Genomic DNA, 18,951 nt, shown 5'->3' on the forward strand with positions numbered 1-18,951 from the left:
TTTCCGAAATTTAATGATTAGAATTTAAGTCCACCTTCTCTCGCACCATCAGCTAGAGCTTTTACTCTACCGTGATATACGAAACCGTTTCTGTCAAATACAATACTTTCGATTCCTGCAGCGATAGCTTTAGCAGCGATAGCTTTACCAACAGCAGCAGAAACTTCAGTTTTAGTACCTTTAGCGTCTACACCTTTTTCTCTTGAAGAAGCCGATGCTAAAGTTGTACCGTTTTTATCGTCGATTAACTGAGCGTAAATTTCCTTATTACTTTTGTATACAGATAATCTTGGCAATTCAGAAGATCCAGAGATTTTCCCTCTTACTCTTCTTTTGATTCTTATTCTTTTTTCTAATTTACTTAATGCCATAATACTTATAATTTATTAAGCAGATTTACCAGCTTTACGTCTAACAATTTCTCCTACGAATCTTACACCTTTTCCTTTGTATGGTTCAGGCTTTCTGAAAGAACGGATCTTTGCAGCTACCATTCCTAGAAGTTGGTTGTCGTGAGACGTTAAAGTAATAATTGGGTTTTTACCTTTTTCAGTCAATGTATCAACTTTTACTTCACCTGGAAGTTCTAATACGATACCGTGAGAGAATCCTAAAGCCAACTCAAGTTTTTGACCTGCGTGTGAAGCTCTATATCCTACCCCTACTAGTTCTAGTTTCTTTTCGAAACCTGCACTTACTCCAACGATCATGTTGTTGATTAACGCTCTGTATAGACCGTGAAGTGCTTTGTGTTGTTTAGAATCAGATGGTCTGTTTACGTTAAGTTCACCATCTTTCTGTTCTATAGTAATTCCTGCTGTAAGCTCCTGAGAAAGTTCTCCTTTAGGACCTTTTACAGTTACTACACCGTTGTTTTCAGTGATTGTAACTCCAGCTGGAACTGTAATAATTGCTTTACCAATTCTTGACATTTTCCTCTGATTAAAAATTAATAAACATAGCAGATTACTTCACCGCCTACTTTCTCTTCTCTAGCTTTCTTGTCAGTCATTACTCCTTTAGAAGTAGAGATGATAGAAATACCCAAACCGTTTAGTACTCTTGGAAGCTCAGCTGAACCTTTGTACTGTCTTAGACCTGGTCTTGAAGCTCTTTGGATAGACTTAATAGCAGGTTTGTTAGTTTGCTTATCGTACTTTAAAGCGATTTTGATCACTCCTTGAACAGCGTTATCTTCAAACTTGTAGTTTAAGATATACCCTTGATCAAATAGGATCTTAGTAATCTCCTTTTTGATTTTCGATGCAGGAATTTCCACCACTTTGTGGCCTGCGCTTTGTGCGTTCCTTACTCTAGTTAGGAAATCTGAAATTGGATCTGTTACCATTTTTCTTTTATAAATTATTGGTTAAAGAACAATCAGTTTTGCAAAGACTTGAAGAGTAAAATATCAGACTTCAGAAAACTTCGGTCTGATATTTTTTATCTTTAGTATCTGAACAACTTAATTGTTCCGATTTTAATTAGTAATTACTACCAACTGGCTTTTCTTACACCTGGGATAAGACCGTTGTTTGCCATTTCTCTGAAAGTTACTCTGGAAATACCGAACGTTCTCATGTATCCTCTTGGTCTACCTGTCAGTTTACATCTGTTGTGTAATCTTACAGGAGAAGCATTTTTAGGCAATTTTTGAAGTCCTTCGTAATCACCAGCTTCTTTAAGAGCTTGTCTTTTAGCAGCGTATTTAGCAACTAGTGCTTCTCTTTTGCGCTCACGCGCTTTCATTGATTCTTTAGCCATTTCTTAGTTCTTTTTAAATGGTAAACCGAAGTGAGTTAATAATGCTTTAGCTTCTTTATCTGTTTTCGCAGTTGTCACGAAAGTGATGTCCATCCCTTGGATTTTTTTCACTTTGTCAATTACGATTTCAGGGAAGATAATTTGCTCAGTAATACCTAAGTTGTAGTTACCTCTACCATCGAAACCATCTGCTTTGATACCAGAGAAATCTCTGATACGTGGTAAAGCAGAAGAAGTAAGTCTATCTAAGAACTCATACATTCTCTGAGCTCTCAAAGTTACTTTTGCACCTACAGGCATTCCTTTTCTCAGTTTGAATGCAGCTTCATCTTTCTTAGAGATAGTCCCTACTGCTTTCTGACCTGTGATGTTTGTCAATTCTTCTACAGCATAATCAATGATTTTCTTATCTGCAGTAGCATCTCCTAAACCTTGTGATACAACGATTTTCTCTAATCTAGGTACTTGCATGATTGACTTGTACCCGAATTCTTCCATCATTGCAGGAACAATTGTCTCTTTATATGCTTTTTTGGGTCTTGCTATAAATTCCATGTTAATTCAAATTATAAAGTTTCACCCGTTTTTTTGTTCACTCTTACTTTCTTATCTCCTTCGATTTTGTAACCGATTTTGATAGCTTTTCCGTCTTTACCAACTAAAGCTACGTTTGAGATATGAATAGAAGCTTCCTTTTCAGTAATTCCTCCTTGAGGATTTGCAGCTGAAGGCTTAACGTGTTTTTTAACGATGTTAAGTCCTGCAACAATTACTCTTGGGTCTCTACCTTCTTTCTTGATCACTTCAATAACTTCACCAGTCTTACCTTTGATATCTTTCTTACCAGTAGTAATGATTACGTTATCTCCTCTTTTTATTTTTAACTTTGACATTTCTTTAAAAAATTTTAAAAATTAAAGTACTTCAGGAGCTAATGAAATGATTTTCATATATTCTTTGTCTCTCAACTCACGAGCAACCGGTCCGAAAACACGCGTTCCTCTCATTTCTCCCGCTGCGTTTAGTAATACACAAGCATTGTCGTCGAATTTGATGTATGAACCATCTTTTCTTCTTACTGCTTTTTTAGTTCTTACTACGACAGCTTTAGATACCTGACCTTTTTTTGCGTTTCCTGATGGTGTAGAATCCTTGATAGTAACAACGATTTTATCACCAACTGAAGCATATCTTCTTCTGGTTCCTCCCAGAACTCTGATAACTAGTACTTCTTTTGCACCTGTGTTATCAGCAACTTTTAATCTTGATTCTGTTTGTAACATTATTACTTAGCTTTTTCAATGATTCTTACTAATCTCCATCTCTTGCTCTTGCTCAAAGGTCTAGTTTCTTGGATCAAAACTGTATCACCTTCTGTGCATTCGTTGTTCTCGTCGTGTGCGGTATATTTTTTCGTTTTCAAAACGAATTTACCGTACATCGGGTGCTTTACTCTTGTAGTTTCACTAACAACAATAGTTTTTTCCATTTTATTGCTGGAAACCACTCCGATTCTTTCTTTTCTTAAATTTCTATCCATTGTAAAATGAAATTATTGTTTGTTAGTTAACTCAGTGTTTAGTCTTGCGATTGTTCTTCTCAAATCTTTGATTTGAATCGGGTTTTCAATTGGGCTGATTGCATGAGCCAATTTCAGTTTAGAATATTGAGCTTTTGCTTCAGTTAATTGAGCTTGAATATCACCCGCGCTTAAATTTTTAATATCAGCATTTTTCATTGTATTCAAAGATTATAGAGGTTTAACAAAATCGTTAGCAACGACGAATTTAGTAACTACTGGTAATTTTTGTGCAGCAAGTCTTAAAGCTTCCTTAGCGATTTCGTAAGATACTCCACCGATTTCGAACATAATTTTACCTGGTTTTACTACAGCTACCCAATATTCAACAGCACCTTTACCTTTACCCATACGTACTTCCGCTGGCTTCTTAGTAATTGGTTTGTCTGGGAAGATTTTGATCCATAGTTGACCTTCTCTCTTCATATATCTTGTCGCAGCGATACGAGCCGCTTCAATTTGTCTTGCAGTGATCCAAGCTCCTTCCGTTGCTTTGATCCCAAAAGTTCCGTAAGCAAGTTGACTACCTCTCTGGGCATTCCCCTTCATCTTCATCTTGTGAACTCTACGGAATTTGGTTCTTTTTGGTTGTAACATAATTTCTAAATTTTAGATTTTAGATTTTAGATTTTAGATTTTTTTTAATTTTAAAAAAGTAACGGTAATTTAAAATTCAAAACTTCTAATCTAAAATTTTAATTATTATTGTTATTGTTGTTGTTTTTTCTAGGTCTTCTGTTGTCTCTGTCTCCTCCTCTGTTTCCTCTGTCTGACTGACCTCCTTTTTTCTGTTGTCCCACTAGTGGAGAAAGTTCTCTTTTACCGTAAACTTCACCTTTCATGATCCAAACTTTTACTCCTAGTCTACCGTAAGTAGTGTGAGCTTCTGCCCAGTGGTAATCGATATCAGCTCTGAAAGTTGACAATGGAATTCTTCCTTCTTTGAAAGATTCTGATCTTGCCATTTCAGCTCCGTTCAATCTACCAGAGATCTGAACTTTGATACCTTCAGCACCCATTCTCATAGTACTTGCCATCGCCATTTTAACAGCTCTTCTGTAAGAGATTCTGTTTTCAATTTGCTTAGAAATACTATCAGCAACCAGTACAGCATCTAATTCAGGTCTTTTGATTTCGAAGATGTTGATCTGAATATCCTTACCAGTCAATTTCTTCAACTCTTCTTTCAATTTATCAACTTCCTGACCTCCTTTACCGATGATCAATCCCGGTCTAGCAGTAGTGATTGTAACTGTTACTAATTTAAGTGTTCTTTCAATAAAGATTTTTGAAATACCACCTTTAGATAATCTAGCCTCAAGGTATCTTCTGATTTTGTAGTCTTCAGCGATTCTGTCTCCATAATCGTTTCCACCAAACCAGTTAGAATCCCATCCTCTGATGATACCTAATCTATTACCAATTGGATTTGTCTTCTGTCCCATACCTTGATTAATTTTCTTTATTACCTAAGATTAATGTAACGTGGTTAGATCTCTTTCTGATTCTATACCCTCTTCCTTGTGGAGCTGGTCTTAGTCTCTTCAATTGTCTTGCACTATCCACGAAGATTTCTTTAACGATAAGGTTAGCTTCTTCGATATCCGCACCTTCGTTTTTCACCTGCCAGTTTGCCATAGCAGAAAGAAGTAATTTTTCTAACTTGTTAGAAGCATCCTTCTTAGAATATTTTAGGATATAAAGAGCTTTATCTACCTGCTCTCCTCTAATGATATCAGCAACTAATCTCATTTTTCTCGGAGAAGACGGGCAATTATTTAATGAAGCTTTTACAACGTCTTTGTTAGCTTCTTTTCTTGCGATTGAACTATCTTGTTTTCTTGATCCCATGATTATCTGCTTCCTTTGTTTTTGTTACCACCATGACCTCTGAAAGATCTTGTTGGAGAAAATTCGCCTAACTTGTGACCAACCATGTTTTCTGTAACGTAAACAGGGATAAAAGATTTCCCGTTGTGTACAGCAATAGTTTGTCCTACGAAGTCCGGAGAGATCATAGATGCTCTAGACCAAGTTTTGATAACTGTCTTCTTACCAGACTCTATATTTGCCTGAACCTTCTTATCTAAAGTATGATGAATGAACGGTCCTTTCTTAAGTGATCTTGCCATAATTATTTTCTTTTAGATACGATGTAACGGTTAGACACTTTGTTTTTCTTTCTAGTTTTGTAACCTTTAGCCGGTTTACCGTTTCTAGATCTTGGGTGACCTCCTGAAGAACGTCCTTCCCCACCACCCATTGGGTGATCTACTGGGTTCATTACAACCGCTCTTGTTCTTGGTCTTCTACCTAACCATCTGCTTCTACCAGCCTTACCTGATACAGTTAATTGGTGATCTGAGTTGGAAACTGATCCAATCATTGCATAACATTCAGTAAGGATCATTCTTGATTCTCCTGAAGGCAATTTGATGATCGCATACTTACCATCTCTAGAAGTCAATTGAGCTGAAGAACCAGCACTTCTTGCTAAAATTGCACCTTGACCAGGCTTCATTTCAACACAAGAAATTACAGTACCTAAAGGAATGTTTTTCAACTTCATTGCATTTCCTACATTTGGCTCTACGTTTTCACCAGAAATGACTTTCTGATCAACTTTGATACCGTTTGGAGCGATGATATATCTCTTCTCTCCGTCAGCATACTCTAATAAAGCGATAAATGCAGTTCTGTTTGGATCGTATTCTACAGATTTTACAGTTGCTTCAACGTTTGCTTTGTTTCTTTTGAAGTCAATAATTCTGTATTTCTTTTTGTGTCCACCTCCGGTGTAACGCATGGTCATTTTACCTGTTTGGTTACGTCCACCTGACTTTTTAATACCAACTGTTAGAGATTTCTCTGGTTTGTTGGTAGTAATTTCCTCAAAATTGTTTACAATTCTGAATCTCTGTCCCGGGGTGATAGGTTTTAATTTTCTAACAGACATTACTATTATTTATAATTAATAATTAATTTACAGCAAAAATATCGATAACCTCACCTTCAACAAGTTTAATTACCGCTTTTTTCAATTTGTTTGTCTTTCCTACTTGAAGACCTTTTTTAGTGTATTTTGAAGAAACCTTCGGAGCATAAATCATTGTGTTAACGTCTGCTACTTTTACACCGTAAGCTGCTTCAACAGCCTTTTTAATCTGGATTTTATTCGCCTTAGGATCAACTAAGAAAGAATAAGAACCCCTTAAATCTGTAAGGTAATTAGCCTTTTCTGAAATAACTGGTTTAATAATAACTGACATGACTTATTTCTTTAAATTTTCCTGGAATTTTTCAACTGCACCTTCGAAGAAAATGATCTCACCAGCGTTTACTAAATCGTAAGAGCTTACTTCGTTGAAGTTCATTACTTTAGTCTTAGGTAAGTTTCTTGAAGATAAATACACATTCTTGTTAGCTTCAGGAAGAATAAACAAAGATTTTTTACCGCTTAATGTCAATGCATCTAATACAGTGATGAAATCTTTAGTTTTAGGAGCATTTAAGCTCATATCTTCTAAAACTCTGATGCTGTTGTCTCTCATTTTCTGAGATAAAACAGATTTTTTAGCTAATCTCTTAAGAGCTTTGTTCAATTTGAATCTGTAGTCTCTTGGTTTTGGTCCGAATACTCTACCTCCACCTCTGAAAGTTGGAGATTTAATATCACCATATCTAGCAGATCCTGATCCTTTTTGCTTCTTAAGCTTTTTAGTAGAAGCAGTAATTTCGCTTCTTTCTTTTGCTTTATGAGTTCCTTGTCTTTGTGCAGCAAGGTACTGTTTAACTTCTAAGTAAACCGCGTGCTGGTTTGGCTCAATTCCGAATACTGTTTCGTCTAGAGTTACTTTTCTTCCGGTCTCTTTTCCTGATGTATTTAATACTACTAGTTCCATTTTCTGATAATTACATAAGAATTTTTAGCTCCCGGAACAGCACCTTTTACTACTAAAAGATTTTGTTCTTGATCAACTTTTAACACTTGAAGGTTTTGAACAGTTACCTGCTCACCTCCCATTCTTCCAGCCATTCTCATCCCTTTGAATACTCTTGAAGGGTCTGAACCAGCACCGATAGAACCTGGAGCTCTAAGTCTGTTGTGCTGACCATGAGTTGCCTGCATTACACCTCCAAATCCGTGTCTTTTAACAACACCCTGGAAGCCTTTACCTTTTGAAGTTCCTGTTACGTCAACGTACTCACCTTCAGTGAATAAATCAACTTTTACTTCTTCTCCTACTTTTACTTCATCAACGAATTCTCTGTAGAATTCTACCAATTTAGCTTTAGGAGCAGAACCAGCCTTTTTAAAATGACCAGCTAACGCTTTACCAACGTTCTTCTCACTCTTGTCATCGAAACCTAATTGAACAGCTTTATAACCGTCTTTTTCTAAGGTTCTGACCTGTAAAACCGAGCATGGACCAGCTTGGATAACTGTACAAGGAATGTTTTTTCCTTCTTCGTTAAACAAAGATGTCATACCGATTTTTTTACCAATAATACCTGACATTGTTTATATTAAATAAAATTTATCTTTCTGTTTATCACCATTTTTAGGAGGTCTAAAGTAATTTCTACTTCTGATATAGGCATACTACGCCCCTAAAATGAGTGTGCAAATCTACGAATAATTTTGTAACTGACAAATATTTCAACTAAAATATTTTGATTTTTAATCATTTAGGTCATTTTAAAAAAATCAGAAGACTTTGAGAAAAAGATTTGCTGACTCAAAATATTCATGATCTCCATCTGTTTATTACAAAGACTTTGCAGCGAACAGCTATACACAAAACAAATGCCATAACTCATAGAGAATGAAATATTTCCCTTTTTTATCGGAAAAAACTTACAATTCATCACGTACAGAAAATTATAGATGGTTATTTCTGCCATGATGACATCCCATTTAATGAAAAAAAACCTTATGAGATCATAAGGTTGATAGTATTATATAGTAAAGTTCTGATTATATTATCTGATGACATTCACACCGATTTCTTCCAGTTTTGCCTGGTCTTCATCCGAAATTCCATGATCCGTAATGAGATAATCAATCTGATCCAGTGAACCAATTTTACCGAAACCTTTTTTATTCAGCTTGGAAGAATCCGCAAGGATCACGGTCTGATCAGCACATTCAATCATAACCTGATTAAGATGAGCCTCTGCAGCATTGGAGGTACTGATTCCAAATTCAAGATCAATCCCATCCACACCCAGAAAAAGTTTGTTACAGGAAAACTGCTTAAGGATCCCTTCGGAAATAGATCCCACTATGGAAGTAGAGCTTTTCCTCACCTCACCTCCTAATTGGATAATATTAATATTAGGATTATTACAAAGTTCAATTGCGACCCTCAAAGATGACGTCAATACTGTAAGCGGTCCAAAATTCACCAGCATCCTTGCAAGATAGTGCATGGTAGTTCCCGAAGCCAGGATAATACAGTCATTTTCCTGAATCAACGACAAAGCCGCTTTGGCAATTGCCTGCTTCGCTTCCACATTGATATTCTCTTTCTCCCCTACATTCTTCTCATAAGCATATCTTACCTGCTTACTAGCTCCCCCATGATTTCTGAAAAGAAGTCCCAGACTTTCGAGATAGTTCAGATCCTTTCGGATCGTAACTGAAGATACATTTAACCTCTCACACAAATCCTGAACGAGAACATGACCTTTTTCATCCAGTTCTTTTAATATTTCATCATGCCTTGGTATTAGCTTCTCCATTTAATTTGTTTGTTCAAAATTACCGCTTTTTTTTCAAATATAAGCTTTTATTGTTTTTTAAAAGCCCGTTACAATTCGTTCGTTTTCAATGATAAAAGCCTTTTCCAAACAATAATGATTTCATTCGTTGAAATTTCATTTATTTTTCTTTTACTTTCATTTTAAATTTATATATTTGAAAACGAAACATAAACGAAACATTTATGAAACGAAACGAAGAACTCAGTAAATTAACCAATGTAAAACAGTGGGACTTTATAGTCATAGGAGGAGGAGCCAGTGGTTTAGGTTCAGCATTAGACGCAGTAAGCAGAGGATTCAAAACTTTATTGCTTGAATCCCACGACTTTGCGAAAGCAACATCCAGCAGAAGTACCAAATTGGTACATGGTGGAGTAAGATATCTTGCACAGGGAGATATCGGTTTGGTAAAAGAAGCATTAAAAGAAAGAGGCTTGTTGGCTAAAAACGCAGCACATATTGTGAAAAACCAATCTTTTATCATTCCTAATTATACCTGGTGGGGCGGAATCTACTACAAAATAGGATTATCAGTTTATGATTTCCTAGCCGGAAAACTAAGTTTGGGAAAGACAAAATACATCAGCAAATCAAAAACCATCGAAAAGCTGCCAACTATTGAACAAAACCATTTGATGAGTGGAGTTGTTTACCAGGACGGACAGTTTGATGATGCCAGATTGGCGATCAATTTAACCCAGACTATTATTGAAAAAGGCGGAAGTGCAATCAATTATATGAAGGTAGTAGGTCTGTTGAAAAATGATTCCGGTAAAGTAATCGGAGTGACTGCAGAAGATCAGTTTACCCAACAACAGTATCAGATTCATGCCAATGTTGTCATCAACGCGACAGGAGTATTCACCAACGAGATTCTCAACATGAATAATCCGAAACATGGCAAATTTGTTGTACCGAGTCAGGGAATCCACCTGGTATTGGATAAATCTTTCCTTAAAAGTGATGATGCCATTATGATTCCAAAAACTTCCGATGGCAGAGTATTGTTTGTTGTACCATGGCATGACAGAGCACTGGTAGGAACTACCGACACTCTTTTGAAGGATGAAAGTTTTGAACCCCGTGCCCTGGAAGAAGAGATCAGCTTTGTTTTAAACACAGCAAGACAATATTTAGCAAAAAAACCTACCCGCGAGGATGTGAAATCAGTTTTTGCAGGCCTTCGTCCGCTTGCCGCCCCTAAAGACGGTGCCAAAAGTACAAAAGAAGTTTCCCGCAGCCACAAAGTGATCACTTCAGACACAGGACTGGTTTCTATTATCGGAGGAAAATGGACGACCTACCGTAAAATGGCTGAAGATACAATAGACGAAGCCATGAAAGTGCATCAGCTTGGAAACACCCCTTCTAAAACAGAACATCTTTCCATTCACGGGAATATGAAACCGGAGCTGGTAGACAGAACCAATCATTTATATGTTTACGGATCTGATATCCCGGCTGTAAAAGCTCTTCAGGAAAGCAACCCTCGTTATGCGCAAAAAATACACCCGGATCACCCTTTCACTGTGGCCGAGGTAGTATGGGCGGTAAGAAACGAAATGGCTGTGATCATTGAAGATATTTTAGCAAGAAGAGTTCGTTTGTTATTCTTAGATGCAAGAGCAGCGATAGACTGTGCTCACAATGTATCGCGCATCATTGCTGAAGAAAATGGGAATTCTGAAGAATGGGCTCAAAAACAGGAAGACGAATTTATAGCACTGGCAAAAGGATATTTACTGACTCCTTACTCCCCTAAAGTTATTAACCTAAATTAACACCATATATGAATGAAAAATTAATTCTCGCTCTTGACCAGGGGACAACTTCCTCCAGAGCGATTCTTTTCAACCACAGTGGAGAAATAAAATACGTATCACAGAAAGACTTCAGACAAATTTTTCCAACTCCGGGTTGGGTAGAGCATGATCCGAATGAAATCTGGTCATCACAAATCTCTGTGGCAGCAGAAGTGATAGCAAAAGCAGGAATCTCCGGACTGGAAGTTGCCGCTATCGGGATTACCAATCAACGTGAAACAACGGTGGTTTGGGATAAGGAAACAGGTGAACCGATCTATAATGCCATCGTATGGCAGGACCGCAGAACTGCGAAATACTGCGACGAACTGAAAGAACAGGGACACGCCGAAGCTATCAAAGAAAAAACAGGACTTGTACTTGATGCCTACTTTTCAGCAACTAAATTAAAATGGATTCTTGATAATGTAGACGGGGCAAGAGAAAAGGCGGAAGCCGGAAAATTATGTTTTGGAACTGTTGACACATGGCTTGTATGGAAACTTACCCGTGGCAAAATGTTCATCACAGATGTATCGAATGCAAGCAGAACCATGCTTTTAAACATTCATTCTCTGGAATGGGATCAAGATTTACTGGAACTGTTTAATATTCCTAAAGCCATTCTTCCTGAGGTAAAGCAAAGCAGCGAAGTATATGGTGAAACAGCCACTACTCTATTCTCTACAAAGATCCCGATTGCAGGGATAGCAGGAGATCAGCAGGCAGCTTTATTCGGTCAGATGTGTACCTCTCCGGGAATGGTAAAAAATACATACGGAACCGGATGTTTCCTATTAATGAATACGGGAAAAGAAGCGGTATCATCCAAGAACAACCTTCTTACAACTGTAGCATGGAAAATCAACGGCGAAGTAAATTATGCTCTGGAAGGAAGTGTATTTGTAGGTGGCGCAGCTATTCAGTGGCTTCGAGACGGGCTTAAACTGATTGACTCTTCGGAACAGATCAATACATTGGCATCATCTGTTAAAGACAATGGTGGCGTTTATTTCGTTCCGGCCCTTACAGGATTAGGAGCTCCTTACTGGGATCAATATGCCCGTGGAACTATTGTAGGAATCACCAGAGGTACTACCGATGCCCATATCGCCAGAGCAACTCTGGAAGGAATTGCATTTCAGGTCTATGATATTGTAAAAGCGATGGAAGCAGATTCAGGAAGAGCAAGTCTTGAATTGAGAGTAGACGGCGGAGCTTCTGCCAGCAATCTTCTGATGCAGATACAATCCGATTTGTTCAGCTTTAAAATCACAAGACCAAAAACTTTGGAGACAACAGCCCTAGGAGCCGCATACCTGGCAGGTCTTGCTGTAGGATACTGGAAAAGCATAGATGAGATCCAATCTCAATGGATCGTAGACAAAGATTTCCATCCTCAGCTGGAGAAGGAAAAGGTTGACAAAATGATCCATTCATGGAAAAAAGCTGTGAGCCGTGCTCAAAACTGGATAGAAGACTAATTCCCTTACCTTAAAAATACACTTATGACTCCATTTATTGCAGAAGTAATCGGGACGATGCTTCTTATACTGTTAGGCAACGGCGTTGTAGCAAATGTTGTCTTAAAAGATACCAAAGGGAATAATTCCGGATGGATTGTGATCACTACTGCCTGGGCGCTGGCTGTTTTTGTCGGGGTTACAGTAGCCGGCCCTGTGAGTGGGGCTCATTTGAATCCTGCAGTAACCATTGGTTTGGCTACAGCAGGGCAGTTTTCATGGGATCTGGTACCTTCTTATATTGCTGCCCAAATGATCGGAGGGATGCTTGGTGCCTTTCTGGTATGGCTGTTTCATAAAGATCATTTTGCAATTACAGAAGACGAAGGGGCAAAACTGGCCTGTTTCAGTACGGGCCCTGCGATCAGAAAGACTTCTTCAAACCTGATCAGTGAAATTATCGGAACATTTGTACTGGTATTCTGTGTATTCTATTTTGCCAATCCAAGTATTTCCCTGCAGGCAGATCCAACGGCTAAAGTAGGACTCGGTTCCATCGGTGCCATCCCGGTTACGTTTGTAGTTTGGGCCATCGGTCTATCTCTAGGAGGAACTACAGGGTATGCTATTAACCCCGCAAGAGATCTAGCCCCGAGAATAATGCATGCCATCCTTCCGGTAAAAGGGAGCAGTGACTGGAGCTATGCATGGATTCCGGTAGTAGGCCCTATCACAGGAGCCGTTATTGCCGCTGTTTTATATGGATTTTTAAAATAATACAAATGATGAAAAAAATCTTAAAAGGAATCTTCCTTCTTGCCCTGGGCACAGGAAGATTGTTTTCTCAGGAAAACACAGAGGCCAAAGAAGGCAGGTTGGATTTTACCGCTAACATCCAGAACAATCACCTGTGGAGAGGTCTTATTATTACAGATAAACCTGTTGTAATGGGGAATCTTTCCTATGCGCTGGATGCAGAAAAGAAATGGAAAGTAGGAATATGGGGAGCATCGGCATTGGCTGATGATAAAGACAATACCCATTACAAAGAGATCAATTATTATATCCAGTATTCGGACGGACGCTTTTATATTGGATTATGGGATCTTTACAATTCAAGGAACATCAATACAGCTGTTGCCGCTGATGATATCTTCAGCTATTCACAACGAAGAACTGCACATATCATTGATTTAAGGACGAATTACACTTTCGGACCATCATTCCCAATTAATATCGAAGCAGATATTATGCTGTACGGAGGTGCCAATGCCGGAGAAGTGATTCTTGAACCGGACGGAAGTTATAAAAAGAACAGATATTCTACGTACATTCAGGCAAGCTATCCGGTAATCAGCGGGCAGAAAGTAAACCTGGATGCTTTTGTGGGGGCAGGTTTTGCTCTTAATGACAAGACATTCCTCTATGGAAATGGGAAAAACAGTTTTGATATCGTGAATGTAGGTGTGAAAGCAGGAAAAGTGGTTAAGATCACCGATCATTACAGTCTTCCCGTCCATATGATGGTGATGTGGAATCCTTCTAATAAGTTTGCAAGAATTCAACTGGCAGCCACCGTTTTTTAAACCGGTTTCTATAAAAATGATATATGGCCACTCTATTTCGGAGTGGTCTTTCGTTTATTGCATGGAGATCACCCTTACAGATTATCTGATATAGGTTTAAAATTGATATGATGAGTCCCTATCCATTCACCGGGATTTTACGGTTGAGGATTTAAACAATTATTTTTACTTTTGAAAAAAAGAAACTATGAAAAAGATCTTAAGCTTAGTAGTTGTATGTCTTTGTACTTTTGTTTTAGCACAACAGGGAAAGGTACCCTTTACAGGGAAAAGAAGTTTTGATATCATGAAAGGCTACAGCGGTACCGGCACTCCTCATTATTATCTGGATGTAAAGAAAACCGGCGATGTATACTTTGGATACGTTCAGGTGAATCAGGCGAACGGAAAAGAAATGACCGAAGAAGTAAACGCCGGGAAGTATGTTCCTAATAAAGTAATGAAAGTACATTTCAAAAAATACAACGAGACTTTCTTTGTAAAGTTTGATAAAGACAAAATCTTTATGACAGACGAAAAAGGGAAAGTTCAAAATCTTGAAGGTTGCTGCTCTTCCCGAGAAAGTGTGGACAAAGATACTTGCAATTGTGAAAGTGAATTGTATTAACATCATACACAGCCATTCCTTTTGGAGTGGTTTTTTATTTTTAAAAGATCAGGTTGCCCCTGTTCATGCGAAGAAAATAACAAGACGTCCGTTTATCATCACATAAGAGATAAAACAGCTCTATTACCATTAATCACCGGGAAATTACGGTTGAAGATTCAGATAAATATTTCTACTTTTGAAAAAAAAACTATGAAAAAGATTTTCAGTGTACTGATCTTATGCCTGAGTATTTTATCTTTCGCACAGTCTCAGACTCCGTTTACAGGGAAAAGAGATTTTAATATTGAAACCGGAGAACAAGGTTCAGGAGCACCGTCTTATTATCTGGAGGTAAAGAGCAACGGAGATGTTCACTTTGGCTCTGTTCAGGTAGACCCTGAAAGTGGAAAAGAAAAAAAGGAAGTTATCAATGCCGGGAAGTATAATCCGAAAGTCATGAAGGTTCATTTTAAAACATATCATGAAACATTGTATGTGAAATTCGACAAAAAAAATATTTATTTAACGGATGCTAACGGAAACATCAAAAAATCTGATGACTGCTGTCCGGAAACGGGTGAAAAGAATTGTAACTGTAAGAGTATTTTATATCAATGAAAGCATTAAAACTTTTATTTCTCTTGCTCCTTATTGTTTCATGTCATAAAAAGAAAGACCACCCTTATACATTTTATTACTGGAAGACCAATCTGAAGCTGGATCTGGAAGAAAAAAAGGTTTTGGACAAAGCTCCGGTGCCTTTTCTCTATACAAGATTTTTCGATGTCGATAAAGTAAACGGTACATTTCAGCCTGTGGCCGTTATTACCAGGGAGTCAAGTTTTAAGACAGTCCAAAAGATTGTACCCACTGTATTTATCACCAACCCTACTCTGCTGGGGATTACTCAGGAAGAAATTAAGTTTCTGGCAGAAAGTATTCATCATCTGATTCAAAAGAAATCGGAAGAATATCATTTGACAACAAACAATGAAATTCAAATTGATTGTGACTGGACCGCCGGCACACGGGATGATTATTTTAGATTTTTAAAAGAACTGAAAAGAGTTTCGGGAAAAGAGGTTACCTGTACGCTTCGCCTTCATCAGGTAAAGGATAGAAAGCTGACAGGAATTCCTCCTGTTGATAAGGTATATTTAATGTGCTATTCTACTTCATCTCCTCTGGAAAAGTCTGATAAAAATTCAATCCTGGATGTCAATATTCTCAAAAGTTACCTTTCAAAACTGGAAGATTATCCCATCAAGAACATTGACGTTGCGTTACCCATCTATTCATGGGGAATTGTAACGAATCATCTCGACAAACATAAGCTCATCAATGCGTTATCTAAAAAGGATCTTGAAAACCCCGATTTTAAAAAAATCTCTGAATATGAAGCGGAAATCACAAAAGACGGTTTCTATTTTGGAAGATATTTAAACAAGGGATTTACCATAAAAGTAGAAGAAATATCTGAAGAACAACTTGAAGAGGTGATTCAGTTTTTAGAGAAAAAAATCCCTACTTTTAATGTAATTTATTATCAATTAGATAGTAAATTTGTGTCAGATCGAAAATTTTAAATCTTCAAAAGATAGAGGCATTACAATGCCCGGGATCATAAACATCAATTACAAAAAAACTAAAAACACGACAAACCCTATGAAAAAGTATATTCTTTCACTTGCGGTTGTATCACTTTTCTATACCCAATCTGACGCCTGCGCGTGGTCGGATCCTGATTATGATTATTTCAACCTTTTCACCCAAAGCGTTATTAAAGATAAATCATATCTTCCGTTTCTGCGGACGTATTCTGATCGGTTCTATGGAGAATACAGCCCTTCCTTGATTCCTGATGACAATATTGAAACATGGAAAAAGTTCTTTAATAACCAGCTTACTTATTCCGAGACACAAAATCTTGTGTACAAAATGAGTATGAGTGACCTGAATGCGCTTAAAAATGGTAATCCTGCTAATCCATTGCTTCTCAAATTAGGCAACGGGTCCTATCAGAAATATAAGGAAGGTATTGATTATTTAATTGAAGCCAAATATCTGGAACCTTATATGAGCATCAATTATATCGAAAGTGAAAATTCATTTTATTATGAAAGGGATGCCAACCGGAAAAATGCCACTGCCCTTGATTATGATAAAACGATCTCAGCTTTAACATCGCTGTATACTGCGGCCAGAAATCCTGAGATCAAACAACGGTACGGCTATCAGCTGGTGCGTCTGAATCACTATACCAGAAACTATGATTCTGCCGTAAAAGCCTTCAACACCTATGTAACGCCCATTAAACTGAGAGGAACTGTTTACTTTATGGCTTTGGATCAGCTGGCGGGAGCTCAAAGAGGCCTTGAAATGAACGGTGATGCCAACTGGAACTTCTTCCAGGTGTTTATGAACAGTAAAGATCGTAAAGAGTCTGCTTTTGTATCTATGAAACTTTCAGATACGGCTTCTTTCAATAATATCATGAAAAGGGCAGGCAGCAATGAAGAGAAAAATATGGCCTATTTTCTTTTGGGATATGAAGAATACGCCAATCCTATTCCGACTATGGAAAAGATGTATGATATCAATCCTGATTCGGAGATCTTAAAGGTGATGGCTGCAAGGGCTATTAATGAGTTGGAAAGAAATTACCTTCCTACTTATTATTATTCTGAATCAGCATCAGAGAAAAGTGCGGTTCAGAAAGGAAATACAGTAACCAACGATTCAAAAGATAAAGCAGCACCGGTAGTCAAGGAAGAAAAGATCTCTTTCTGGCAAAAAATAGTGAGGTTTTTCAAGAACCTTTTCGGAAGTTCTTCATCTGACAAAAATGGCAATACTAACAAATCAGACCTGAGTGATGATGCATTATTCAGCAATCCGGACAGGATCCCTTTCTATACCCGTGCCAATTATTATTACGATACTAAAAATCAGGACTTCCTGGATGACCTTGAAAAGTTCACTGAAAAAACAAAAGAAAAGTCCGGTGATGAATACTGGCAGATTGCGGACGCTTACCTTAAGTTCCTGAAGAAAGACTATAAAGCCAGTTCTGAAATTCTGAATGATATTAAAACAACCAATCCGGAATATCTGGAAGAAATCAAAAGAATGAAAGTTCTGAATGACATTGTATCCCAGCCTAAAATTGATGCAGCCTACGAAGACCATTTAATGAAAGATTACCCTCAGTATTTTGTAGAAAAAGAGGGTAAGAAAGATACGGCTACTACTGATAAATCCGATTATTACGGAAGTGCACCGTCAACGGCACGCTTCCTTAAAGATGTGCTGGCCAACCGTTATTTCCTTCAGGGAGAAGACGGAAAATCTTTCCTGATGAACAATAAACTTTCAGATTTGCAGTATAACCCGAATTCAGATTTGGTGAAGAGTGTTGAAGATTTTTACAGAAAGCCAAATAAAAATCAGTTTGAGCAGCAGGTCATAGCGAAAAATATGGATAGCGTAGGAAATATTGATGCCTTCTTCAATATGATTTATGGTGACAGGGAGATGAGACTTGCCGACTTTGAGAAAGCAAAATCATATTATGAAAAAGCCCAGAACTTCACCGGAATACCAAGACAAAACTACGAATGGACGGAAAAAGATGGCCAGAAGATCAGCCAAAAACAATATGCTTCCACTGAATACAACGGTTTCAATAATATCTCAGATCTTGTTTTCGGACATAATGTATGGGAAAGTTTTGAGAGCGGGGATACGGAAACAATGAAGGCTGAAAATTATTCGGACTTTCCATTTATTAAGAGTAATATGAACAAGCTCGACCTGGCCAACACCCTTATTCAGCTTAAAAAGATCGGAAGTGGAAATGATGAGAAAGCAGCGAAAGCGAATCAGCTGATCGGAAACCTTCTTTACAACACTTCAGTTTTGGGATATTACAGACAATTGTTTGTAATGGATATCGATAATAGTAACGGAGGAAAGTACCATTTCTGGACAACAGACCGAACCAACCCATACCAATATTATTACAAGGATTTCCTGAATACCATCTTTATTGAACCTGATAATTTTGATCTGTCCATCAATTATTACCAAAAGGCCCTTAAGCTTTCTAACAATAAAGAAGAAAAAGCAAGGATTCTCTTCCAGATGGCAAGTGCTGAGCAGGGTAAATATTATCAATATGAAGCAAAAAACAAAAAAGAATATGACTATTCTGATCCTAAATGGTCAGAAAAAGAGGCCGCCTATCAGAAAGAACTTGACAATCTTAAAAATCAGAAATACAGAACATATTTTGCACAGTTAAAAACTCAATATGGAGATACGGAAGCAGCAAGAAGCCTTATGGGTAGTTGCAGTTACTTCAATTATTTTATGAGATAATTAAGTTACCGGTCTATATTCT

26 protein-coding genes are annotated in these 18,951 nt (G+C 37.6%); 8 read left to right on the forward strand and 18 right to left on the reverse strand.

All coding sequences use genetic code 11. The features are described from left to right. Positions 1–17: 17 nt before the first annotated feature. The 18 genes from rplR to M030_RS0100385 all read right to left on the reverse strand — a co-directional run bounded on the left by rplR (position 18) and on the right by M030_RS0100385 (position 9,088). Positions 18–371 (reverse strand): 50S ribosomal protein L18, encoded by a 354-nt coding sequence (gene rplR / locus M030_RS0100300; RefSeq protein ID WP_027371711.1) that lies wholly within the window; start codon positions 369–371, stop codon positions 18–20. 15 nt (positions 372–386) lie between these two features. After that, positions 387–932 carry a 50S ribosomal protein L6 gene (gene rplF, locus M030_RS0100305; protein ID WP_027371712.1) on the reverse strand — a complete coding sequence of 182 codons (546 nt, stop codon included), beginning with the start codon at positions 930–932 and terminating at the stop codon, positions 387–389. 17 nt (positions 933–949) lie between these two features. Then, on the reverse strand, positions 950–1,348 hold the full coding sequence (gene rpsH, locus M030_RS0100310) for a 30S ribosomal protein S8 (RefSeq protein WP_002983236.1): 399 nt from the start codon (positions 1,346–1,348) through the stop codon (positions 950–952). Between the two features lie 146 nt (positions 1,349–1,494). Beyond that, the gene (gene rpsN, locus M030_RS0100315; RefSeq protein ID WP_002983233.1) at positions 1,495–1,764 is read right to left on the reverse strand and encodes a 30S ribosomal protein S14; all 270 of its coding nucleotides are present in this window, start codon (positions 1,762–1,764) and stop codon (positions 1,495–1,497) included. Positions 1,765–1,767: 3 nt separating this feature from the next. Next, the gene (gene rplE / locus M030_RS0100320) at positions 1,768–2,319 is read right to left on the reverse strand and encodes a 50S ribosomal protein L5 (RefSeq protein ID WP_027371713.1); all 552 of its coding nucleotides are present in this window, start codon (positions 2,317–2,319) and stop codon (positions 1,768–1,770) included. Positions 2,320–2,330: 11 nt separating this feature from the next. Further along, the gene (gene rplX / locus M030_RS0100325) at positions 2,331–2,657 is read right to left on the reverse strand and encodes a 50S ribosomal protein L24 (protein WP_027371714.1); all 327 of its coding nucleotides are present in this window, start codon (positions 2,655–2,657) and stop codon (positions 2,331–2,333) included. Between the two features lie 21 nt (positions 2,658–2,678). Then, positions 2,679–3,047 (reverse strand): 50S ribosomal protein L14, encoded by a 369-nt coding sequence (rplN, locus tag M030_RS0100330; RefSeq protein WP_002983226.1) that lies wholly within the window; start codon positions 3,045–3,047, stop codon positions 2,679–2,681. Positions 3,048–3,049: 2 nt separating this feature from the next. After that, positions 3,050–3,304 carry a 30S ribosomal protein S17 gene (rpsQ, locus tag M030_RS0100335; RefSeq protein WP_027371715.1) on the reverse strand — a complete coding sequence of 85 codons (255 nt, stop codon included), beginning with the start codon at positions 3,302–3,304 and terminating at the stop codon, positions 3,050–3,052. Between the two features lie 12 nt (positions 3,305–3,316). Continuing rightward, positions 3,317–3,502, reverse strand: coding sequence for a 50S ribosomal protein L29 (gene rpmC, locus M030_RS0100340; RefSeq protein ID WP_027371716.1), 186 nt, complete (start codon positions 3,500–3,502; stop codon positions 3,317–3,319). 12 nt (positions 3,503–3,514) lie between these two features. Continuing rightward, positions 3,515–3,940 (reverse strand): 50S ribosomal protein L16, encoded by a 426-nt coding sequence (rplP, locus tag M030_RS0100345; RefSeq protein ID WP_027371717.1) that lies wholly within the window; start codon positions 3,938–3,940, stop codon positions 3,515–3,517. Between the two features lie 98 nt (positions 3,941–4,038). After that, on the reverse strand, positions 4,039–4,788 hold the full coding sequence (rpsC, locus tag M030_RS0100350) for a 30S ribosomal protein S3 (protein WP_027371718.1): 750 nt from the start codon (positions 4,786–4,788) through the stop codon (positions 4,039–4,041). 7 nt (positions 4,789–4,795) lie between these two features. After that, positions 4,796–5,194: a 50S ribosomal protein L22 gene (gene rplV / locus M030_RS0100355; protein ID WP_002983214.1), complete on the reverse strand. Its 399-nt coding sequence runs from the start codon at positions 5,192–5,194 to the stop codon at positions 4,796–4,798. Positions 5,195–5,196: 2 nt separating this feature from the next. Beyond that, the gene (rpsS, locus tag M030_RS0100360; RefSeq protein ID WP_002983209.1) at positions 5,197–5,475 is read right to left on the reverse strand and encodes a 30S ribosomal protein S19; all 279 of its coding nucleotides are present in this window, start codon (positions 5,473–5,475) and stop codon (positions 5,197–5,199) included. A 2-nt stretch (positions 5,476–5,477) separates the two neighbouring features. Further along, positions 5,478–6,299 (reverse strand): 50S ribosomal protein L2, encoded by an 822-nt coding sequence (gene rplB, locus M030_RS0100365; RefSeq protein WP_027371719.1) that lies wholly within the window; start codon positions 6,297–6,299, stop codon positions 5,478–5,480. A 22-nt stretch (positions 6,300–6,321) separates the two neighbouring features. Beyond that, positions 6,322–6,612, reverse strand: a complete 291-nt coding sequence (gene rplW / locus M030_RS0100370) for a 50S ribosomal protein L23 (RefSeq protein ID WP_027371720.1) — start codon at positions 6,610–6,612, stop codon at positions 6,322–6,324. Positions 6,613–6,615: 3 nt separating this feature from the next. Further along, a complete protein-coding gene (rplD, locus tag M030_RS0100375; RefSeq protein WP_027371721.1) occupies positions 6,616–7,245 on the reverse strand; it encodes a 50S ribosomal protein L4 in 630 nt (209 codons plus the stop codon). Beyond that, entirely contained in the window at positions 7,236–7,862 is a 627-nt protein-coding gene (gene rplC / locus M030_RS0100380) for a 50S ribosomal protein L3 (RefSeq protein ID WP_027371722.1), read from the reverse strand. The genes rplD and rplC overlap by 10 nt, the downstream gene beginning before the upstream one ends. 464 nt (positions 7,863–8,326) lie before the next feature. Further along, entirely contained in the window at positions 8,327–9,088 is a 762-nt protein-coding gene (locus M030_RS0100385) for a DeoR/GlpR family DNA-binding transcription regulator (RefSeq protein WP_027371723.1), read from the reverse strand. Positions 9,089–9,291: 203 nt separating this feature from the next. Between M030_RS0100385 and M030_RS0100390 the strand changes: the two genes are divergently transcribed. The 8 genes from M030_RS0100390 to M030_RS0100425 all read left to right on the forward strand — a co-directional run bounded on the left by M030_RS0100390 (position 9,292) and on the right by M030_RS0100425 (position 18,929). Next, positions 9,292–10,890: a glycerol-3-phosphate dehydrogenase/oxidase gene (locus tag M030_RS0100390; protein ID WP_027371724.1), complete on the forward strand. Its 1,599-nt coding sequence runs from the start codon at positions 9,292–9,294 to the stop codon at positions 10,888–10,890. An 8-nt stretch (positions 10,891–10,898) separates the two neighbouring features. Beyond that, complete coding sequence (gene glpK, locus M030_RS0100395) at positions 10,899–12,395, forward strand: glycerol kinase GlpK (protein WP_027371725.1); 1,497 nt, start codon at positions 10,899–10,901, stop codon at positions 12,393–12,395. A 24-nt stretch (positions 12,396–12,419) separates the two neighbouring features. Beyond that, a complete protein-coding gene (locus M030_RS0100400) occupies positions 12,420–13,151 on the forward strand; it encodes an MIP/aquaporin family protein (RefSeq protein ID WP_027371726.1) in 732 nt (243 codons plus the stop codon). 8 nt (positions 13,152–13,159) lie between these two features. Continuing rightward, a complete protein-coding gene (locus M030_RS0100405; RefSeq protein WP_027371727.1) occupies positions 13,160–13,960 on the forward strand; it encodes a hypothetical protein in 801 nt (266 codons plus the stop codon). A 187-nt stretch (positions 13,961–14,147) separates the two neighbouring features. After that, positions 14,148–14,567 carry a hypothetical protein gene (locus M030_RS0100410; protein WP_027371728.1) on the forward strand — a complete coding sequence of 140 codons (420 nt, stop codon included), beginning with the start codon at positions 14,148–14,150 and terminating at the stop codon, positions 14,565–14,567. Between the two features lie 192 nt (positions 14,568–14,759). Beyond that, entirely contained in the window at positions 14,760–15,167 is a 408-nt protein-coding gene (locus M030_RS0100415) for a hypothetical protein (protein WP_027371729.1), read from the forward strand. Next, positions 15,164–16,135, forward strand: a complete 972-nt coding sequence (locus tag M030_RS0100420) for a hypothetical protein (RefSeq protein WP_027371730.1) — start codon at positions 15,164–15,166, stop codon at positions 16,133–16,135. The genes M030_RS0100415 and M030_RS0100420 overlap by 4 nt, the downstream gene beginning before the upstream one ends. Positions 16,136–16,214: 79 nt before the next feature. Continuing rightward, positions 16,215–18,929: a hypothetical protein gene (locus M030_RS0100425; RefSeq protein ID WP_027371731.1), complete on the forward strand. Its 2,715-nt coding sequence runs from the start codon at positions 16,215–16,217 to the stop codon at positions 18,927–18,929. Positions 18,930–18,951 lie beyond the last annotated feature (22 nt).

Origin of the sequence: Chryseobacterium sp. UNC8MFCol (genome assembly GCF_000482305.1) — a bacterium.
GTDB classification, from domain to species: domain Bacteria; phylum Bacteroidota; class Bacteroidia; order Flavobacteriales; family Weeksellaceae; genus Chryseobacterium; species Chryseobacterium indologenes.

Coding starts and splice junctions, on each gene's coding strand:
- glpK (WP_027371725.1), top strand. CDS start 10,899: ATGAATGAAAAATTAATTCTCGCTCTTGACCAGGGGACAACTTCCTCC.
- M030_RS0100415 (WP_027371729.1), top strand. CDS start 14,760: ATGAAAAAGATTTTCAGTGTACTGATCTTATGCCTGAGTATTTTATCT.
- M030_RS0100425 (WP_027371731.1), top strand. CDS start 16,215: ATGAAAAAGTATATTCTTTCACTTGCGGTTGTATCACTTTTCTATACC.
- rpsQ (WP_027371715.1), bottom strand. CDS start 3,304: ATGGATAGAAATTTAAGAAAAGAAAGAATCGGAGTGGTTTCCAGCAAT.
- M030_RS0100385 (WP_027371723.1), bottom strand. CDS start 9,088: ATGGAGAAGCTAATACCAAGGCATGATGAAATATTAAAAGAACTGGAT.
- rplE (WP_027371713.1), bottom strand. CDS start 2,319: ATGGAATTTATAGCAAGACCCAAAAAAGCATATAAAGAGACAATTGTT.
- rplB (WP_027371719.1), bottom strand. CDS start 6,299: ATGTCTGTTAGAAAATTAAAACCTATCACCCCGGGACAGAGATTCAGA.
- rplC (WP_027371722.1), bottom strand. CDS start 7,862: ATGTCAGGTATTATTGGTAAAAAAATCGGTATGACATCTTTGTTTAAC.
- rpsH (WP_002983236.1), bottom strand. CDS start 1,348: ATGGTAACAGATCCAATTTCAGATTTCCTAACTAGAGTAAGGAACGCA.
- rpsS (WP_002983209.1), bottom strand. CDS start 5,475: ATGGCAAGATCACTTAAGAAAGGACCGTTCATTCATCATACTTTAGAT.
- rpmC (WP_027371716.1), bottom strand. CDS start 3,502: ATGAAAAATGCTGATATTAAAAATTTAAGCGCGGGTGATATTCAAGCT.
- rpsC (WP_027371718.1), bottom strand. CDS start 4,788: ATGGGACAGAAGACAAATCCAATTGGTAATAGATTAGGTATCATCAGA.
- rplN (WP_002983226.1), bottom strand. CDS start 3,047: ATGTTACAAACAGAATCAAGATTAAAAGTTGCTGATAACACAGGTGCA.
- rplW (WP_027371720.1), bottom strand. CDS start 6,612: ATGTCAGTTATTATTAAACCAGTTATTTCAGAAAAGGCTAATTACCTT.
- rplX (WP_027371714.1), bottom strand. CDS start 2,657: ATGTCAAAGTTAAAAATAAAAAGAGGAGATAACGTAATCATTACTACT.
- rplD (WP_027371721.1), bottom strand. CDS start 7,245: ATGGAACTAGTAGTATTAAATACATCAGGAAAAGAGACCGGAAGAAAA.
- M030_RS0100420 (WP_027371730.1), top strand. CDS start 15,164: ATGAAAGCATTAAAACTTTTATTTCTCTTGCTCCTTATTGTTTCATGT.
- rplR (WP_027371711.1), bottom strand. CDS start 371: ATGGCATTAAGTAAATTAGAAAAAAGAATAAGAATCAAAAGAAGAGTA.
- rplF (WP_027371712.1), bottom strand. CDS start 932: ATGTCAAGAATTGGTAAAGCAATTATTACAGTTCCAGCTGGAGTTACA.
- rplV (WP_002983214.1), bottom strand. CDS start 5,194: ATGGGATCAAGAAAACAAGATAGTTCAATCGCAAGAAAAGAAGCTAAC.
- rpsN (WP_002983233.1), bottom strand. CDS start 1,764: ATGGCTAAAGAATCAATGAAAGCGCGTGAGCGCAAAAGAGAAGCACTA.
- M030_RS0100400 (WP_027371726.1), top strand. CDS start 12,420: ATGACTCCATTTATTGCAGAAGTAATCGGGACGATGCTTCTTATACTG.
- rplP (WP_027371717.1), bottom strand. CDS start 3,940: ATGTTACAACCAAAAAGAACCAAATTCCGTAGAGTTCACAAGATGAAG.
- M030_RS0100405 (WP_027371727.1), top strand. CDS start 13,160: ATGAAAAAAATCTTAAAAGGAATCTTCCTTCTTGCCCTGGGCACAGGA.
- M030_RS0100390 (WP_027371724.1), top strand. CDS start 9,292: ATGAAACGAAACGAAGAACTCAGTAAATTAACCAATGTAAAACAGTGG.
- M030_RS0100410 (WP_027371728.1), top strand. CDS start 14,148: ATGAAAAAGATCTTAAGCTTAGTAGTTGTATGTCTTTGTACTTTTGTT.